General features: G+C 73.0%; 15 protein-coding genes and 1 pseudogene. 7 read left to right on the top strand and 9 right to left on the bottom strand.

The annotated features are described in order from the left end of the window. Positions 1-34: 34 nt before the first annotated feature. Complete coding sequence (locus ABZ721_RS20525; RefSeq protein WP_358790059.1) at positions 35-1,432, bottom strand: gluconate:H+ symporter; 1,398 nt, start codon at positions 1,430-1,432, stop codon at positions 35-37. A gap of 36 nt (positions 1,433-1,468) precedes the next feature. Further along, complete coding sequence (locus ABZ721_RS20520; protein ID WP_358790058.1) at positions 1,469-2,005, bottom strand: gluconokinase, GntK/IdnK-type; 537 nt, start codon at positions 2,003-2,005, stop codon at positions 1,469-1,471. Between the two features lie 115 nt (positions 2,006-2,120). Here ABZ721_RS20520 and ABZ721_RS20515 point away from each other — a divergent pair, with 115 nt between their 5' ends. Further along, entirely contained in the window at positions 2,121-2,828 is a 708-nt protein-coding gene (locus ABZ721_RS20515; RefSeq protein WP_358790057.1) for an FCD domain-containing protein, read from the top strand. A gap of 134 nt (positions 2,829-2,962) precedes the next feature. Further along, on the top strand, positions 2,963-3,844 hold the full coding sequence (locus ABZ721_RS20510; protein ID WP_358790056.1) for a hypothetical protein: 882 nt from the start codon (positions 2,963-2,965) through the stop codon (positions 3,842-3,844). A 49-nt stretch (positions 3,845-3,893) separates the two neighbouring features. Here the strand turns inward: ABZ721_RS20510 and ABZ721_RS20505 are convergent, their stop codons facing one another. Next, entirely contained in the window at positions 3,894-4,334 is a 441-nt protein-coding gene (locus ABZ721_RS20505; protein WP_358790055.1) for a MarR family transcriptional regulator, read from the bottom strand. 151 nt (positions 4,335-4,485) lie between these two features. Between ABZ721_RS20505 and ABZ721_RS20500 the strand changes: the two genes are divergently transcribed. Further along, complete coding sequence (locus ABZ721_RS20500; protein ID WP_358790054.1) at positions 4,486-6,015, top strand: MFS transporter; 1,530 nt, start codon at positions 4,486-4,488, stop codon at positions 6,013-6,015. A 40-nt stretch (positions 6,016-6,055) separates the two neighbouring features. Beyond that, on the top strand, positions 6,056-6,979 hold the full coding sequence (locus ABZ721_RS20495; protein WP_358790053.1) for an NADP-dependent oxidoreductase: 924 nt from the start codon (positions 6,056-6,058) through the stop codon (positions 6,977-6,979). Between the two features lie 30 nt (positions 6,980-7,009). On the opposite strand, the gene ABZ721_RS20490 is transcribed toward ABZ721_RS20495, so the two are convergent. From ABZ721_RS20490 to ABZ721_RS20465, 6 genes and pseudogenes are all read right to left on the bottom strand, one after another. Then, complete coding sequence (locus ABZ721_RS20490; RefSeq protein WP_358790052.1) at positions 7,010-7,333, bottom strand: DUF202 domain-containing protein; 324 nt, start codon at positions 7,331-7,333, stop codon at positions 7,010-7,012. 3 nt (positions 7,334-7,336) lie between these two features. Then, positions 7,337-7,762 carry a DUF202 domain-containing protein gene (locus ABZ721_RS20485; protein ID WP_358790051.1) on the bottom strand — a complete coding sequence of 142 codons (426 nt, stop codon included), beginning with the start codon at positions 7,760-7,762 and terminating at the stop codon, positions 7,337-7,339. Between the two features lie 109 nt (positions 7,763-7,871). Then, positions 7,872-9,530, bottom strand: a complete 1,659-nt coding sequence (locus ABZ721_RS20480) for a DUF6345 domain-containing protein (RefSeq protein ID WP_358790050.1) — start codon at positions 9,528-9,530, stop codon at positions 7,872-7,874. A gap of 88 nt (positions 9,531-9,618) precedes the next feature. Next, positions 9,619-10,179 carry an NUDIX domain-containing protein gene (locus tag ABZ721_RS20475; RefSeq protein WP_358790145.1) on the bottom strand — a complete coding sequence of 187 codons (561 nt, stop codon included), beginning with the start codon at positions 10,177-10,179 and terminating at the stop codon, positions 9,619-9,621. 15 nt (positions 10,180-10,194) lie between these two features. Next, a pseudogene (locus ABZ721_RS20470) lies at positions 10,195-10,596 on the bottom strand (ASCH domain-containing protein); the annotation flags it as partial. Between the two features lie 105 nt (positions 10,597-10,701). Beyond that, positions 10,702-11,853, bottom strand: coding sequence for an ABC transporter permease (locus ABZ721_RS20465; RefSeq protein WP_358790049.1), 1,152 nt, complete (start codon positions 11,851-11,853; stop codon positions 10,702-10,704). A gap of 132 nt (positions 11,854-11,985) precedes the next feature. Between ABZ721_RS20465 and ABZ721_RS20460 the strand changes: the two genes are divergently transcribed. The 3 genes from ABZ721_RS20460 (at position 11,986) to ABZ721_RS20450 (ending at position 15,115) form a co-directional block, all read left to right on the top strand. After that, complete coding sequence (locus tag ABZ721_RS20460; RefSeq protein ID WP_358790048.1) at positions 11,986-13,755, top strand: acyclic terpene utilization AtuA family protein; 1,770 nt, start codon at positions 11,986-11,988, stop codon at positions 13,753-13,755. A 142-nt stretch (positions 13,756-13,897) separates the two neighbouring features. Then, positions 13,898-14,071 carry a hypothetical protein gene (locus ABZ721_RS20455; protein ID WP_358790047.1) on the top strand — a complete coding sequence of 58 codons (174 nt, stop codon included), beginning with the start codon at positions 13,898-13,900 and terminating at the stop codon, positions 14,069-14,071. Between the two features lie 75 nt (positions 14,072-14,146). After that, positions 14,147-15,115 (top strand): pirin family protein, encoded by a 969-nt coding sequence (locus ABZ721_RS20450; RefSeq protein ID WP_358790046.1) that lies wholly within the window; start codon positions 14,147-14,149, stop codon positions 15,113-15,115. Positions 15,116-15,140: the final 25 nt, after the last annotated feature.

The following is a 15,140-nucleotide window of genomic DNA, read 5'->3' as shown; positions in this document are numbered from 1 at the left end:
CCTCCCCAGGACGGTCAACTGACGCCGTCTCGCACTACAGGACGAGCGAGAGCAGCAGGACGAAGCCTAGGGCCACCACGGAGATCACTGTCTCCATCGTCGACCATGATTTGAGGGTCTGCGGGACGTCCATCCCGAAGTACTCCTTCACGAGCCAGAACCCGGCGTCGTTGACATGGGAGAAGAAGAGCGAGCCGGCGCCGACGGCGAGGACCAGCAGCGCCGCGTGCGTTGTCGACATGTCGGCGGCGAGCGGTGCCACCAGGCCCGCGGCCGAGATCGTCGCGACGGTCGCGGAGCCGGTGGCGACGCGGATCAGGACGGCGATCAGCCAGGCGAGCAGCAGCGGGGAGATGTTCCAGCTGTCCGACCAGTCGAGGATCATGTTGCCGACCCCGGCGTCGATCAGTGTCTGCTTGAACCCGCCGCCGGCGCCGACGATGAGCAGGATGCCGGCGATCGGGGCGAGCGACTTCTCGACCGTCGTGGAGATCCGCTCCTTGCTGAACCCGGCGGCGCGGCCCATGGTGAACATGGCCAGCACGACGGCGGCGAGCAGCGCGATCAGCGGGGTGCCGACCACGTCGAAGATCCGGAAGACCAGGCTCTGCTTGTCGTCGACGATGACGTCCACCAGCGCCTTGGCGAGCATGAGCACCACCGGCAGCAGCATGGTGCACACCGTCGCGACGAAGCTGGGACGGTGCTCCAGGTCGTCGGAGGCGCGGGCCGGCGTCATGGTCTCCGGCGGCTCGACCTTGACCCAGCGGTCGGCCACCCGGCCGAAGAGCGGTCCCGCGATGGCGAGCGTGGGCAGCGCGACCAGGACGCCGAGCGCCAGGGTGGTGCCGAGGTCGGCGTGGATGGAGTCGATCGCGGCCAGCGGGCCGGGGTGCGGCGGCACCAGGCCGTGCATGACGGAGAGCCCGGCCAGCGCCGGGATGCCGACCCGCATCAGCGAGTAGTTGCCGCGCCGGGCGACCAGCAGCACCACGGGGATCAGCAGCACGATGCCGACCTCGAAGAAGAGCGGCAGCCCGATCAGCCCCGCGATCCCCGCCATCGCCCACGGCATCCGGCGCTCGCTGGTGCGGGCCAGGATGGTGTCGACGATCTGGTCGGCGCCGCCGGAGTCCGCCAGCAGCTTGCCGAGGATGGCGCCGAGCGCGATGAGCACGCCGACGCCCGCGACGGTCGACCCGAGCCCCGTCGTGAAGCTCGTGACGGTCTTCGCCAGCGGTGCGCCCGCCACCGCGCCGAGCACGCCGGAGCCGATGGTGAGGGCGAGGAAGGCGTGCACCTTCCAGCGGGTGATCAGCAGGATGATGACGGCGATGCCGACGAGGGCGGCGATGGCGAGCCGGGTGTCACCGGCGGAGGTGATGGGGGGCGCGGTGGTCGCGGCCAGCAGCTCGACGCTGAGTGCAGACACGTTCGTACTCCAGGGGGAGGGCGGGGGAGGCGGGGGTCAGCGGGGGAGGGCGGCGTACGCGCGCTCGGTGATCTGCTGCGGGCCGCCGTCGATCGCGATGACGGCTCCGGCCTCGTCGGGATCCAGCGGTTCGAGGGCGTCGAGCTGCGAGCGCAGCAGCCCGGGCGGCATGAAGTGCTCCATGCGGGCCTGCATCCGGGCGGCGATCAGCTCCGGCGGGCCGTCCAGGTGCAGGAAGAACAGCTCGGGGGCGGCGGCGCGGAGCCGGTCGCGGTAGCGGCGGCGCAGCGCGGAGCAGCTGACCACGCCGCCCAGCCCGGTGCGTTCGGTGGCCCAGGCGGCGATGGCGTCCAGCCACGGCGCGCGGTCGGTGTCGTCCAGCGGGTGGCCGGCCGACATCTTGGCGATGTTCGCCGCCGGGTGGAAGTCGTCCGCCTCGGCGTAGGGGACGCCCAGCCGTTCGGCGAGCAGGCCGCCGACCGTGGACTTGCCCGAGCCGGACACGCCCATGACGACGACGACCGGGGGACTCGGGTGCGGCTGCTGCTGGTGCTGCGCGGGTTCGGCAGTCATGCGCTCGTACCTCCTTGTGCAAGCGGCTGGCACCAATAAACGCCATAGGTACTACTTATTCAAGAGCTCGATGCGAAAATGTCATATCAGTGAGCTGGCGCCTAAGCTGTCGTCCATGCCTCAGCAGGGAGAGAGCGGCGGCCTGCACGCCCGCGTACTGGCCGAACTCGGGCCCGCCATCGCCTCGGGCGCCTACCCGCCCGGCACGGTGTTGCGCATCGACGAACTCGAGGAGCGGTACGGGGTCTCGCGCACCGTCGTCCGCGAGGCCGTCCGCGTCCTGGAGGCCATGCACCTGGTCGAGACGCGCCGCCGGGTCGGCGTCACCGTGCGCCGCACCGAGGAGTGGAACGTCTTCGACCCGGCGGTCATCCGCTGGCGGCTGGCCGGCGCGGACCGCCCCCGCCAGCTGCGCTCGCTGACGATGCTGCGCACCGCCGTCGAGCCGGTGGCCGCCGCGCTCGCCGCGCAGGCCGCCACCCCGGGGCAGTGCCGGGAGCTGACGGTGCTCGCCTCCGACATGGCCGCGGCCGGCCGCGCCGCGGACCTGGACGAGTACCTGGTGCACGACGTGGCGTTCCACCGCGTCATGCTGCGGGCCTCCGGCAACGAGATGTTCGCCCGGCTCGGCGACGTGGTGGCCGAGGTGCTGACCGGCCGCACCGAGCACCACGTGATGTTCACCGCCCCCGACCCCGAGGCGGTCACCCTGCACGTACGGGTCGCCGAGGCGGTCCGGGCGCGGGACGCGGTGGCCGCGGAGAGCCTGATGCGGGAGATCTGCGTCGGCGCGCTGCGCGAACTCGACATCCTCGCGCCGTAGCCGTAGCCGTAGCCGTAGCCGTAGCCGTAGCCGTAGCCGTAGCCGTAGCCGCGACGACCGGCCGTCGGGCGGGCGGTCGGGCGGTCGCGGGAAAACCGGATGACCCGTCCGGCCGGCGGTGATCCACTGGGGGTATGCCCGCCCGACCGTCCGCCCCGCCGCAGCCGTTCCGCTGGAGCCTCGCCACGTCCGCGGGCGCCGGCCCCGACCGGCTCGGAGCGCTGACCGAGGGGGCGCCGCCCGCGAAGCTGGGCTACCTGCCGGCGCTCACCGAGTGCGCCGCGAAGGTGCTGGCCCGTTCCGACGGCGCCGACCTGTGCTTCGTCGGACGGTCGCTGGACAGCATGTACGACCTGCTGACCGGCGCGTTCGAGGGCTCGTCGTGGCAGGGGCGGCTGCTGCGGCTGCCGGTCTCGTGCACGGGCGAGCGCGGCTGGACCCCGGCCGTGCGGGCCCGCTTCCGCGAGCACCTGGCCGCGGCCGGGCTCGACCCGTACGCGCTCGCCCGCCGCAGGCGGCCGGTCGCCCTCGTGGACGTGGTCTTCGGCGGCAGCACCTTCGACACCGTGCACGGCGCGCTCGCCGACTGGATCGGGGAGAGCCGTGAGCCGTGGCCGGTGATCCGCCGCAAACTCCGCTACGTGGGCGTCACCCAGCGCGGGAAGACCGCCCCGGGTCACTGGCGCTGGCAGCAGGACGCGTCCCGCCCGTGGGTGCGCACGCTGCCCGCCGGCCAGGTGGTCAACGTGTCGCTGGATCCCCGGACCTGGTCCTGGTTCGGTGACCACCAGCCCAAGGTGCACGGCTCGTTCCCTGCGGTCCGCTGGTTCGACGAGGACGCGGCGGAGCCGTGGTACCACCCCTCGCTGCCGGCCGCGCTCGCCGAGTCGCTGGCGCTGGTCGCGGCGGGCCGCACCCGCGCGGTGCGGGACGACCTGGTCCGCGCGCTGGGGCGGGAGCCCGGCTTCGCCAGTCGTGACGTGCGGGCGGTCGCGGCGGCGCTGCGCCGCCGCTGACGGCGGCAGGCCGGAGCCGTCGGGCTGTCGGGCCGGAGCTGTCAGGCCGTCAGGCGTTCTTCTCCATCGCCGGGCGGAGCCGGCCCAGCAGGGCGTAGAGTGTCGCGCTCTCCTGCTCGTCCAGCGCGTCGAGCGCGCCGTGCGTGGCCTGCATCTCCTCGCGCACGCGCCGGATGGTCTCGCGCCCCTCGTCGGTCGCCACGACGTTCTTGACCCGGCGGTCGGCCGGGTCCGCCTCGCGGCGCACGAGCGAACGGGCCTCCAGCCGGTCCACGATCCCGGTGACGTTCGACGCGTCGCACACCAGCAGCGCCGCGAGGCCGCGCATCGGCAGCGGCCCATCGAGCTGGGCGAGGACCTTGGCCTGCGTGGAGGTGAGGCCGTGGTGCGCCGCGGCGGCCGCGAAGTCCCGCCACTGGGCGGTGCCGATGGCGGCGAGCAGCTCCAGGAGTTCGAGCTTGGTCGGGACGTTCTGGGTCGTGGCGCTCATGGCTCGAGTGTACTCAAAATGCTTGACGACATCAATCATTAACTTGACGTCCTTAACTATTGAGGTCTACCGTCTGTCGAGTTGCTTGACGACATCAAGCATCCACGTCGTGAAGCAATGAGACGCAGCCCATGCGAAGGACCCGCCAGTAATGAGCCACGCCAGCACCGCACCCGCCGCAGCGGGGCACCGGAACGAGACGGTCATCGTCTTCGCCCTGAGCCTCGCCGCCATGGTCGTGTCGATGATGCAGACCCTGCCCGTCCCGATCCTGGGCCTGATCCGCAACGACCTCGGCACCTCCACCGCCAACGTCAGCTGGGTGACCACGGCCACCCTGCTGTCCGCCGCGGTCTTCACCCCGCTGCTCGGCCGCTTCGGGGACCAGCACGGCAAGAAGCCGACCCTGGTGGCCGTACTCGGCGTCATGGTCGCGGGTTCCGTCATCGCCGCCCTGGCGTCCTCGCTGCCCCTGCTGATCGTCGGCCGGGTGCTGCAGGGCGCCGCCACCGCGATCTTCCCGCTGGCGCTGTCGGTGCTGCGCGAGGAGGTCCGCCCGCAGAAGCTCCCCGGTGCGATGGCCCTGGTCAGCGGCACCCTGGCGTTCGGCAGCGGTCTCGCGCTGGTCGCCACGGGCCTGCTCACCTCCGGCCCCGACGCCGACTACCGCAACGCGTTCTGGATGGCGACCGGCTTCGCCGTCCTCGCCCTGCTCGCCGTGGTCCTCCTGGTCCCCGCGACCCGGCACAAGACCGGCGGCCGCACCGACATCCTCGGCGCGCTCACCCTCGGCGTCGCCCTCCTCCTGCTCCTGCTGCCGATCTCGCAGGGCCACGAGTGGGGCTGGGCCTCCGGCCGCACGCTGGGCAGCTTCGCCGGCGCCGTCGTCATGGGCGCCGTCTGGGTGCTGACCGAGCTGAAGGTCCGCGAGCCGCTGGTCGACATGCGCATGTTCGTCCACCGCCCGGTGCTGATGGCCAACCTCGCCGGCATCCTCGTCGGCTTCGGCATGTTCGCGAACTTCCTGGGCGTCTCCTACCTCGTCCAGATGCCCCAGGCCGTCACCGGCTACGGCTTCGACGCGTCGATCCTGCGGGCCTCCGTCGAGTTCCTGCTCCCGGGCGCCATCGTCTCGCTGCTCGCCTCGCCCATCGGCGGCCGGCTCGTCCGGCACCGCGGCCCGCGGGTCGTGCTCGGCCTGGCCGCCGTCCTGGGCGCCGCCGGCTTCGCCTGGCTCGCCCTCGACCACGGCCACACCGCCTCGGTGATCGGCGCCGGCCTCGTCGTCGGCGCGGCCGTCAGCTTCGGCTACGCGGCCATGCCCGCCGTCATCATGGCGAGCGTCCCGCACCACCAGAGCGGCATCGCCAACGGCATCAACTCGATCTCCCGCTCCACCGGCAGCGCGATCGGCAGCGCCGTGGTCACCACGATCCTGGCGTCCAAGACCATCGAGCACCTGCCCGCGGGAGTGCCCGCGCTGCCCGCGGAATCGGGCTTCACCCTCACCTTCACCATCGCGGCCGTCTCCTTCGCCCTCGTCGGGCTGGTCAGCTGGCTCGGCTTGCGGACCCACCAGGGACACCGGACCGTCGAGGTGACGGCGTCCGCCACGAGTGCCGTCCCGTCCCCCAAGGTGGTGGAGCAGCCCGGCGCGGCCGACAAGGCCGGCGTCGTCTGATCCCCGCCCGATCCCCCCACCGCGTACAGGAGCCACCACCATGAAGGCCGTCAGTTACCGCAGCTACGGAGGGCCCGAGGCCCTGGAGTACGGCGACCGCCCCGACCCCAAGGTCGGACCGGACACCGTCCTGATCAAGGTCAAGGCCGCGGCGGTGAACCCCGTCGACTGGAAGGCGCAGGCCGGTTACCTGGACTCGCTGCTCGACGCGGTCTACCCCGTCATCCCGGGCTGGGACGTCGCGGGGGTCGTCGTCAGGACCGGCCCCGACGTTCCCGAGTACGAGGAGGGCGACGAGGTCATCGGCTACGTCCGCGAGGACTTCCTGTCCCGCGGCACGTTCGCCGAGTACGTCGGCGCCCCGGTCCGCACGCTCGCCCGCAAGCCGTCCAACCTCAGCTTCGAGCAGGCCGCGGGCCTGCCGCTGGCGGGCCTGACCGCCTATCAGACGCTGCTGCACGAGCTGAGCGTCGGCAAGGGCGACACAGTCCTGATCCACGCGGCGGCCGGCGGCGTCGGCTCCATGGCCGTCCAGATCGCCAAGCACCTCGGCGCCCGGGTGATCGGGACGGCGGGGGAGAAGAACCACGCCTACCTGCGCGATCTCGGCGCGGAGCCGGTGGTCTACGGGGACGGCCTCGCCGACCGCGTGCGGGCGCTGGCTCCCGACGGCGTGGACGCGGTGCTGGACCTGGTCGGCGGCGACGCCCTGACCGTCTCCCCGCAGCTGCTCGCCGACGGCGGCCGGCTGGTCTCGATCGCGGACCCGGCGGTGCTGGGCATGGGCGGCCGGTTCCAGTGGGTCCGCCCCGACGCGGCGGACCTCGCGGCGCTCAGCGACCTCGCCGAGGCCGGAGTGGTCACCGTGGAGGTCGCCGCCACGTTCCCGCTGGAGCGGGCGGCCGACGCGCAGCGGCTCAGCGCCGAGGGCCACACCCGCGGCAAGATCGTCGTCACCGTGTGACGTGTCCGACCGGGTGACGGGACAGGTCCGTCACCACAGCACGGCCGCGCCGAAGACGGCCAGCGCCACCGTGCACCCCACCACCGCCGCGGCCGCCCGTGCACCGAGCACGGGCGGCCGCGGCGCGTCCATCAGCCGGATCCGGCGCTGGGCGACGACCAGGAAGGCGAGCCAGACCAGCGCGCCGAGCGCCACCCCCACGATCCCCACGCCCGACAGCCCCCGGTGGAGCGCCTGCCGGCCCGCCAGCACCGCCGTGACCGCGCACGACAGGGTCGTCCGCCGCCACGCGAGCCGCGTGCGCTCCGGCTGCAGGCCGGGATCGCGCTCCCGCACCCCGGCGGTCGCCGGCACGGCCTAGCCCGCCCGGCCGAGCAGCACGATCGCCACCATCAGCACCGCGATGCCCGCCACGAGCACGGCCAGCAGCGTCGGGAAGCGGGAGATCGGCAGGTCCTCGTTCCTGCGCATGGCGCGCTCGCAGCGCACCCAGTAGTTGACGGCCCGCACCGCGCACATCGCGCCACCCGCCAGCAGCGCCAGCGCGAGGACGACCCGGACGGTCCGCGGCAGGTCCGGCAGGAACTGGTCCACCGCGAAGCCGCCGCCGATCAGCGCCAGCGCGGTCCTGATCCAGGCCAGGAACGTGCGCTCGTTGGCGAGTGAGAACCGGTAGTCGGGCGTCACGCCCTCCGCCTGCACCCGGGTCGGGGCGAACCACAGCCCGACCGCCGACACCGCGGCCCGCAGCCTGCCGGGCAGCGCCCGTACGAAGACGATCACCCGGTCACTGTACGTCCGGACCACCGCGGGACCGGAGCGGCCCGGCGGGCCGCTCCGGAACGCGGTGACGGGGCCGGAGCGGCTCCGGCCCCGTCGGTCGCGGGGTTGTTCAGCGGGCGAGCGGTGCGATCACCCAGCGGCGGGTCACGAAGCCGCCCTCCGGGCCGATCTCGATGAGCTTGCGGGCGGCCAGGTAGGCGTGGTTGCCCTCGATCTCGTAGCCGACCTGCGTCGTGCCGGGCACGTCACGGGACTCGATGGACTCCGGGGACTTCGGGGACCGGTTCTGGCTCCGCGCGCCGGTCATGGCCGCGTTCTTCGGGCCGGCCGCCGCGTGGGCCGCCAGCTCGGCGAGCAGCTGCTGCTGCGCCACGGCCAGCGCTGCCTGCGGTTCGGCGAACGACGGCCGGGAGGCCTCGTGCGCCGCACCGCGCGCACCGGGCTGCGGTTCGGTGACCAGCGAGGTGAGCAGACCGCTGCTGCCGGCCTGCTGGCGGGTGGAGATCAGCGCCTGGACGACGGTGCCGTCGTTGTCCACCGACACGCGCATCTCGCCCCGGCCGGGGGTGATGACGGGAACGTCGTTGAACTGCTGACGGAAGACCACCATGGTCTCCACGCTGCGGGGCTCGCCCTGCTCCCCGTCCTTGCTGCCGTAGTTCTCCATCAGGTCGTGCACGCTGTCGACGACCAGCTCGGCGCCGTTCGCGTGCTGCTGGGCGAAGGGCTGGGCCGCGGCGATGGCCTGCTCGGTGGAGATCTGCTCGGTGTTGCGGCGGTTGGGCTCGGCGAGCTTGACCCACCGCACGGCGCCGGGTCCCGTGGAGATGTGCCGGTCGCCGGACGTGGCGCTCAGCACGCCCTGCGCCTCGACCTGGATCTCGGCGAGCGCTGCCTCGGGGAACTGCGCGGCCCGGCCCATGGCGAGCAGCTCGGCGCTCGGCTCGCGCGGCGCGAGCAGGACCAGCTTCGGCTCGTCCGGCAGCGTCATCAGCGGTTCGCGGATGGCGTCGCGGGCGTAGTACCAGCGCCAGGCGTACCAGTTGTCCGCGACGTGGTCGCGGGAGAAGGACCGCTCGGTGTTGAGGCGGTTGACGGCCTCGTCCTGGGTGGTGCCCACCGCGGCCACGGACGGCGCCTGGTGGGTGGAGATCGCCCAGCTGGCGTTGAGCCAGGCGTCGGTGAAGGTCTGCCCGCCGCGCCAGTAGTTCCAGAAGTTCGACCCGTAGCCGGGGTGGTCGACGCTGGTCGACTCGAAGCCGAAGATCATGCGGAAGCCGACGTTGGGCGTGCCCCACGTACGGATCGGGCTGTGCCCGTCCAGCACGCGCAGGGAGTTGCAGGTGGACCAGAAGATGTAGTTCACCCGCTGGTTGCCCAGCCGCATGTTGGACGACAGAGCGTCACTGCGGTTGTCCCACGTGCCGCCCAGTGGCGCGATGAAGGTGCCGTCGTTGTACATGCCGCCGTGGCCCGAGTGGTAGACCGCGGCCACCGCGTCCAGGCCGTAGCGGTCCTGCCAGTCGTCGTACGTGTCCTCGTAGGCCCACACCTTGACGCCGTCGTCCGCGAACCAGAAGTTGCGGTCGTAGAACTGCTGCAGGTAGTTCAGCCAGCCGGTCGCGTCCTCGTGGGTGTAGGTGAGGGTGACCTGGTTGACGAAGTGCTCCACACTGAGCGCGCCCCACCAGCCGAACGTCGAGTCGCGTGGTGCCTCGCCCGGCTTCCCGAGGTCCAGTGGTGAGGGACCGCGATCGGAATAGATCATGCGCATGGTGTCTCCCCTTTCCCATGGGCGAGGCCACAACGTGTCACCGCGCGGGGGTGTCCACCAGCACACTTTTCAGCCAAGACGGCTACGCCCCAGAAGGCCGCCCGCGCCACTCGCGCAGCCTGTGGAACGCGTCGAGGCCGTCCGGGGCCCAACTCCATTCGGCCAACCGCCGCTCCAGCTCACCGTCGGTGAGGAAGGCGTGCCAGGCGACCTCCTCGACCTGCGGGGAGACGGGGAGCTCGCACCGCACCTCGTACACCCGGGACCACCAGGAGTGCCCGTCCCGCTCATAGAGGAACGTGAACAGCGGACGGGGTCCGGGGAGTCCTGACACCCCCAGCTCCTCCTCGGCCTCCCGCAGCGCCGCGTCGTCGTACGTCTCACCCGCCCCGACCACCCCGCCCACGAACATGTCGTACAGCGAGGGGAAGACCAGCTTCTGCGCGGTGCGGCGGTGCACGAACGTGCGCCCCTCGCCGTCGCGCACCAGGACGAACACGCAGCGGTGCCGCAGCCCGCGCGCGTACGCCTCGGCGCGCCGCGCCTGCCCGACGACCACGTCGTGCTCGTCGACGATGTCCAGCAGCTCGTCCGCGGAGCGCTGCCGGGGCGACGGCGCGGGCGCGCCGGTCGCCGGGTCCAGGTGCTCCACGACGCGGAAGCGCTGCGCGACGACCAGCGTCCGGTCGTCGACGGTGAAGTGCGGGTCGCCGACCGCCTCGCGCATCTGCGGGCTGTGCCAGAACCCCTCGTGGTTCGCCCGCCATTCGGCGATGCTGCCCTCGCCCTCGCCCTCGTCCACCACGTGCGCCAGATCGACGTCGGCGAGCGGCAGCACGCGGACCTCCGTGGTCTCCAGCACGGCCACCGGCCGGCCCGCGGAGTCGACCACCGCGGCCCGCTCCCCGACGACGGGCAGCGCGTCGCCGCAGTGCTCGTAGTCCGCGACGAGCCCCGTCGTCGACGTCTTCGCCCCGGACAGGACCGCGGCGACCAGCCGGTCGCGCAGCGGTCCGGGGAAGGCGAATTCGAACGGCGGAAGATCGTCGTAAGAGCTCATGGGCTCAGCCTAGGCGTGTCGGACACGCCGCAGGAGGGGCCGTCTCCGCTTCCGCCACCCTCCCCGCCCGTCCGGAAGGCGACGGCGGGCACGGCGCCGGCGGCGTCAGAGCGGCGTGGCCGCCCCGAGCGGCTTCCCGGGGCGCGCGGGGACGGCCCCCGCCCGGCGGTCGCGGACCACGACGGTGACCATCGCGACGACCACGCCGGCAGCCGCGTACGCGGCCAGCACCCACAGCGGGCCGGCCGTCGCGCTGCCGCCGAAGTACACCGTGTTGCGGACCGCCGTCGTGCCCGCGCCCGGCGGCAGGGACTGCCCGATCGCGCTCCAGAACCGCGGCAGCAGCGACGCGGGGTAGACGCCCCCGGCGCTGGGGTTGCCCAGCACGACGAAGAGCAGGATCGACACCCCGATGCCGACGATCCCGAAGAGCACCTGCAGGGCGGTGGTGACGGCGGCGGCCGCGAAGACGATCAGCGAACCGATGCCCCACAGCGCCAGGAAGTGGCCGGTCAGCGCCGAGAAGACCGGGTCCACGATGATCGCCCCGCCGAGCCCGGAGACCACCGAGTAGAGCGCGAGGGTGCCGAGCCGGATCGCCGTCCGGTGCCGGTTGACCGGCCGCGCGCCGCCCGCCACGCCCAGGATCGAAGCGGTCAGATAGCCGCCCACCACCCAGCCGATGACCAGGTAGAACGAGCTCAGACCGCGGCCGTCCTCCTTGTTGGGGGCCTTGATGTCGATGACCTTCACCTGCCGGTGCTGGGCCTTCTCGACGCTCTGCGCGATCTGCGTGGAGGTCTGCGACACCGAGGGGCCGCCCGCCGACGCCACCAGCAGCGTGTCGGTCTTCCCCGCCGGGTTGATCAGGATCGCGGCGTCCACCGTACGGTTCATGATCTGCCGCCGCGCCTCGGCCTCGTCGGCCACCGCGACCGCCTTCACCGGTTCGCCGGACAGCGCGTTCAGCTGCTGGACCACCTGGCCCGACACCTGCGCCGGGGCCACCACGGCGGCCGGGATCCGGTGCGGGGTGGGGGAGTGGAACGCGCCCAGGTACGACACGATGAACGCCAGCTGGACCAGCAGGCCCCCGACGACCAGCAGGAACGCCCGGAAGCTGATCGCGTCCCGCAGTTCGGCCAGGAAACCGCCCGACCCGTCGGCGAGCGCCGGGACGCCCCGGGGGTCGCCGGAGTCCGCGGCGGTGGAGGTCGGTTCGTCCGGCGGCGGAGGGGTCGTCCCAGCAGAGCTCATGCACGCACGTTAGGCGGCCTACGCCGGGCACGCGAGAGGGGGTGCTCCGTACGGGCCCCTTGCCGGGTGGCCACCGCACGCGAAATGCTGCGCGCGGCCACCACTGCCCAGCACCGACCAGGAGTGACCGCCATGCCGGCACCGTTCGACGTCCTGCGTATAGCCAACTGCTCGGGCTTCTACGGCGACCGGCTGTCCGCCGCTCGCGAGATGGTCGAAGGTGGTCCGATCGACGTATTGACCGGCGACTACCTGGCCGAGCTGACGATGCTGATCCTGTGGAAGGCACGGCAGCGCGACCCCGACGCCGGCTACGCGGTCTCCTTCCTCGCCCAGATGCACGACGTGCTCGGCACCTGCCTGGAGCGCGGCATCAAGGTCGTCGTCAACGCGGGCGGCCTCAACCCCGCCGGGCTCGCCGCCAAACTCGGCGAACTGGCCGCGCTCGGGGGCCTGCACCCCGTCATCGCCCACGTGGAGGGCGACGACCTGCTCGGACGCCTCCCCGAGCTGCGCGACAAGGGCCACGCCTTCGCCAACCTCTCCACCGGCCGGCCGCTCGCCGACTCCGGGGTCGAGCCCGTCACCGCCAACGCCTACCTCGGCGGCTGGGGCATCGCCCGCGCGCTGCGCGCCGGCGCCGACGTGGTCATCTGCGGCCGGGTCACCGACGCCGCGCTCGTCATCGGGCCGGCCGCGTGGGCCTTCGACTGGGCGCCCGACGACTGGGACCGGCTCGCCGGGGCGGTCGCCGCGGGCCACATCATCGAGTGCGGCGCCCAGGCCACCGGCGGCAACTTCTCCTTCTTCACCGAGATCGAGTACCCCGTCCACCCCGGCTTCCCGATCGCCGAGATGCGCCCCGACGGCTCGTGCGTCATCACCAAGCACGAGGGAACGGGCGGCGCGGTCACCGTCGACACCGTCACGGCGCAGCTTCTCTACGAGATCGAGCGGCCCGAGTACCTCAACGCCGACGTCGTGGCCCGCTTCGACACCCTGCGGCTGGAGCAGCAGGGCCCCGACCGGGTACTGGTCACCGGCACCCGCGGCGAGCCCGCCCCCGACACCCTCAAGGTCTGCCTCAACCACCTCGGCGGCTTCCGCAACAGCGCCACCTTCGTGCTGACCGGTCTCGACATCGAGGCGAAGGCGCGGTTCGCGGAGGCGTCCCTGCTCGACGCCACGGGCGGCGCCGACCGCTTCGACGAGTTCGACCTGCGCATGGAGCGCCCGGCGGCCGACACCGCCCGGCTGACGCTGACCGTCAAGGACGCCGACCGTGACAAGGTCGGCCGCGCGCTGTTCACCGCCGTCGCGGGCACGGCGCTGGCCAGCTACCCCGGCTTCTACCTGGAGCAGGCGTCCCCCCGGCCCACCGAGTACGGGGTGTACTGGCCCGCGCTGGTCCCCGCCGCGGAGGTGACGGCGGAGGTCGTGCTCGCCGACGGCACCCGGCTGGACGTGCCGCGGCCCCCGACGGCGGCGCGCGAGCGCCGCGAGCGCCCGGACAGCGCGGCCGTCGCCGCCGCGGAGCCGCGCCGGCCGGACGACTCGGGCCCCACCGTCCGGGCGCCGCTCGGACGGCTGGTGGGCGCCCGCTCCGGCGACAAGGGCGGCGACGCCAACATCGGCCTGTGGGCCCGCAGCGACGAGGCGTACGCCTGGCTCCGCGCCCACCTGGGCGTCGACGAGCTGCGGCTGCTGCTCCCGGAGGCGGCGGAGCTGGAGGTCGTCCGCTACGAGCTGCCCAACCTGCGCGCCCTCAACTTCGTCGTGCGCGGCCTGCTCGGCGAGGGCGTCGCCGCCTCCACCCGCCCCGACCCGCAGGCCAAGAGCCTGGGCGAGTACCTGCGGGCCCGCCCCGTGGACATCCCCATGGACCTGCTGCCCAACGGGTAGCCGCGGGCGGACGGCTTTGCAGGTCTTTACCTGCCTTTGCCGGGCGCGGAGATCCCTTTGCCCCAGTGCTGACGGTCGGCTGCGTACCGTGGAAAGCGGCCCACGGCAAGAAGCGGGTGGGCGGTTTTTGAGGGGGCTTCCGATGGACCGGTCGATCCTGCGCAAGGCGATCTTCCTGCTGCGCGACTGCCACGAGTCCGAGCAGCAGGTGGTCGCCCGGCTCAAGGACTACTTCCCCGACCTCGACCTCAGCGTCCGCGAGCGCTACACCAGCGAGGCGATGGACCTGGTGCACGGAGTGCACCCGGCCATCTGAGGCGGCTGCGAGTGCCTCCGGCCGTCCGAGCCGGCGGCACTCGGCGCGGGACGCGGGGTGCGGGATGATCGGGGCATGAGCAACCTCGATGTGAAGCCCGCACCGACCGTGTGCGGCGGCCGGGACGACGTCTCGGCCCAGCCCGTCCGCGAGCTCCTGACCGGCCGCACCGTCGCCCTCGGCGCGAGCACGGAGGTGCGCCGGCTCCTGCCGAACCTGGGCCGCCGGATGGTCGGCGCCTGGTGCTTCGTCGACCACTACGGGCCGGACGACATCGCCGCCGAGTCCGGGATGCAGGTCCCGCCGCACCCGCACATGGGGCTGCAGACGGTGAGCTGGCTGCACGACGGCGAGGTGCTGCACCGCGACAGCCTCGGCAGCCTGCAGACGGTACGCCCCCGCGAGCTGGGCCTGATGACCTCGGGCCGGGCCATCTCGCACTCCGAGGAGTCCCCGCGCGAGCACTCCCGGCTGCTGCACGGCGCCCAGCTCTGGGTCGCCCTGCCCGACGCCCACCGCAACACCGCGCCCGCCTTCGAGCACCACGCCGACCTGCCGGTCGTCAGCGGGGGCGGCGGCCTGCGCGCCACGGTCATCCTCGGCGAACTGGACGGCGCCGCCTCGCCCGGCACCGTCCACACCCCGCTGGTCGGCGCCGACCTCGCCCTGGCGGCGGGCACCGACACCCGCCTGCCGCTCCGCCCCGACTTCGAGTACGCCGCCCTGACGATGTCCGGCGAGACCGAGGTCGACGGCGTACGCCTGGCCCCCGGCTCCATGCTCTACCTCGGCTGCGGCCGCCGGGAACTCGCGCTGCGCGCCGATGTGGACAGCGGCCTGATGCTCCTGGGCGGCGAGCCCTTCGAGGAGAAGATCGTCATGTGGTGGAACTTCATCGGACGGTCGAACGAGGACATCGCCCAGGCCCGCGAGGACTGGACGACGGGCCCCCGCTTCGGCGAGGTGAAGGGCTACGACGGACCTCCGCTGCCCGCCCCCGAACTGCCGCCCGTGCCCCTGAAGCCGCGCGGCCGGGTGCGTTAGAGCGCGCCGGTGCCCGCCGCACCCC

Source organism: Streptomyces sp. NPDC006733, assembly GCF_040636125.1.
Taxonomy (GTDB): Bacteria; Actinomycetota; Actinomycetes; order Streptomycetales; family Streptomycetaceae; genus Actinacidiphila.
Note: the sequence above shows the minus strand (reverse complement) of the source record. Positions and strands in the feature narration are given on the sequence as shown.

Coding starts and splice junctions, on each gene's coding strand:
- ABZ721_RS20520 (WP_358790058.1), bottom strand. CDS start 2,005: ATGACTGCCGAACCCGCGCAGCACCAGCAGCAGCCGCACCCGAGTCCC.
- ABZ721_RS20515 (WP_358790057.1), top strand. CDS start 2,121: ATGCCTCAGCAGGGAGAGAGCGGCGGCCTGCACGCCCGCGTACTGGCC.
- ABZ721_RS20510 (WP_358790056.1), top strand. CDS start 2,963: ATGCCCGCCCGACCGTCCGCCCCGCCGCAGCCGTTCCGCTGGAGCCTC.
- ABZ721_RS20505 (WP_358790055.1), bottom strand. CDS start 4,334: ATGAGCGCCACGACCCAGAACGTCCCGACCAAGCTCGAACTCCTGGAG.
- ABZ721_RS20500 (WP_358790054.1), top strand. CDS start 4,486: ATGAGCCACGCCAGCACCGCACCCGCCGCAGCGGGGCACCGGAACGAG.
- ABZ721_RS20495 (WP_358790053.1), top strand. CDS start 6,056: ATGAAGGCCGTCAGTTACCGCAGCTACGGAGGGCCCGAGGCCCTGGAG.
- ABZ721_RS20480 (WP_358790050.1), bottom strand. CDS start 9,530: ATGATCTATTCCGATCGCGGTCCCTCACCACTGGACCTCGGGAAGCCG.
- ABZ721_RS20465 (WP_358790049.1), bottom strand. CDS start 11,853: ATGAGCTCTGCTGGGACGACCCCTCCGCCGCCGGACGAACCGACCTCC.
- ABZ721_RS20460 (WP_358790048.1), top strand. CDS start 11,986: ATGCCGGCACCGTTCGACGTCCTGCGTATAGCCAACTGCTCGGGCTTC.
- ABZ721_RS20455 (WP_358790047.1), top strand. CDS start 13,898: ATGGACCGGTCGATCCTGCGCAAGGCGATCTTCCTGCTGCGCGACTGC.
- ABZ721_RS20450 (WP_358790046.1), top strand. CDS start 14,147: ATGAGCAACCTCGATGTGAAGCCCGCACCGACCGTGTGCGGCGGCCGG.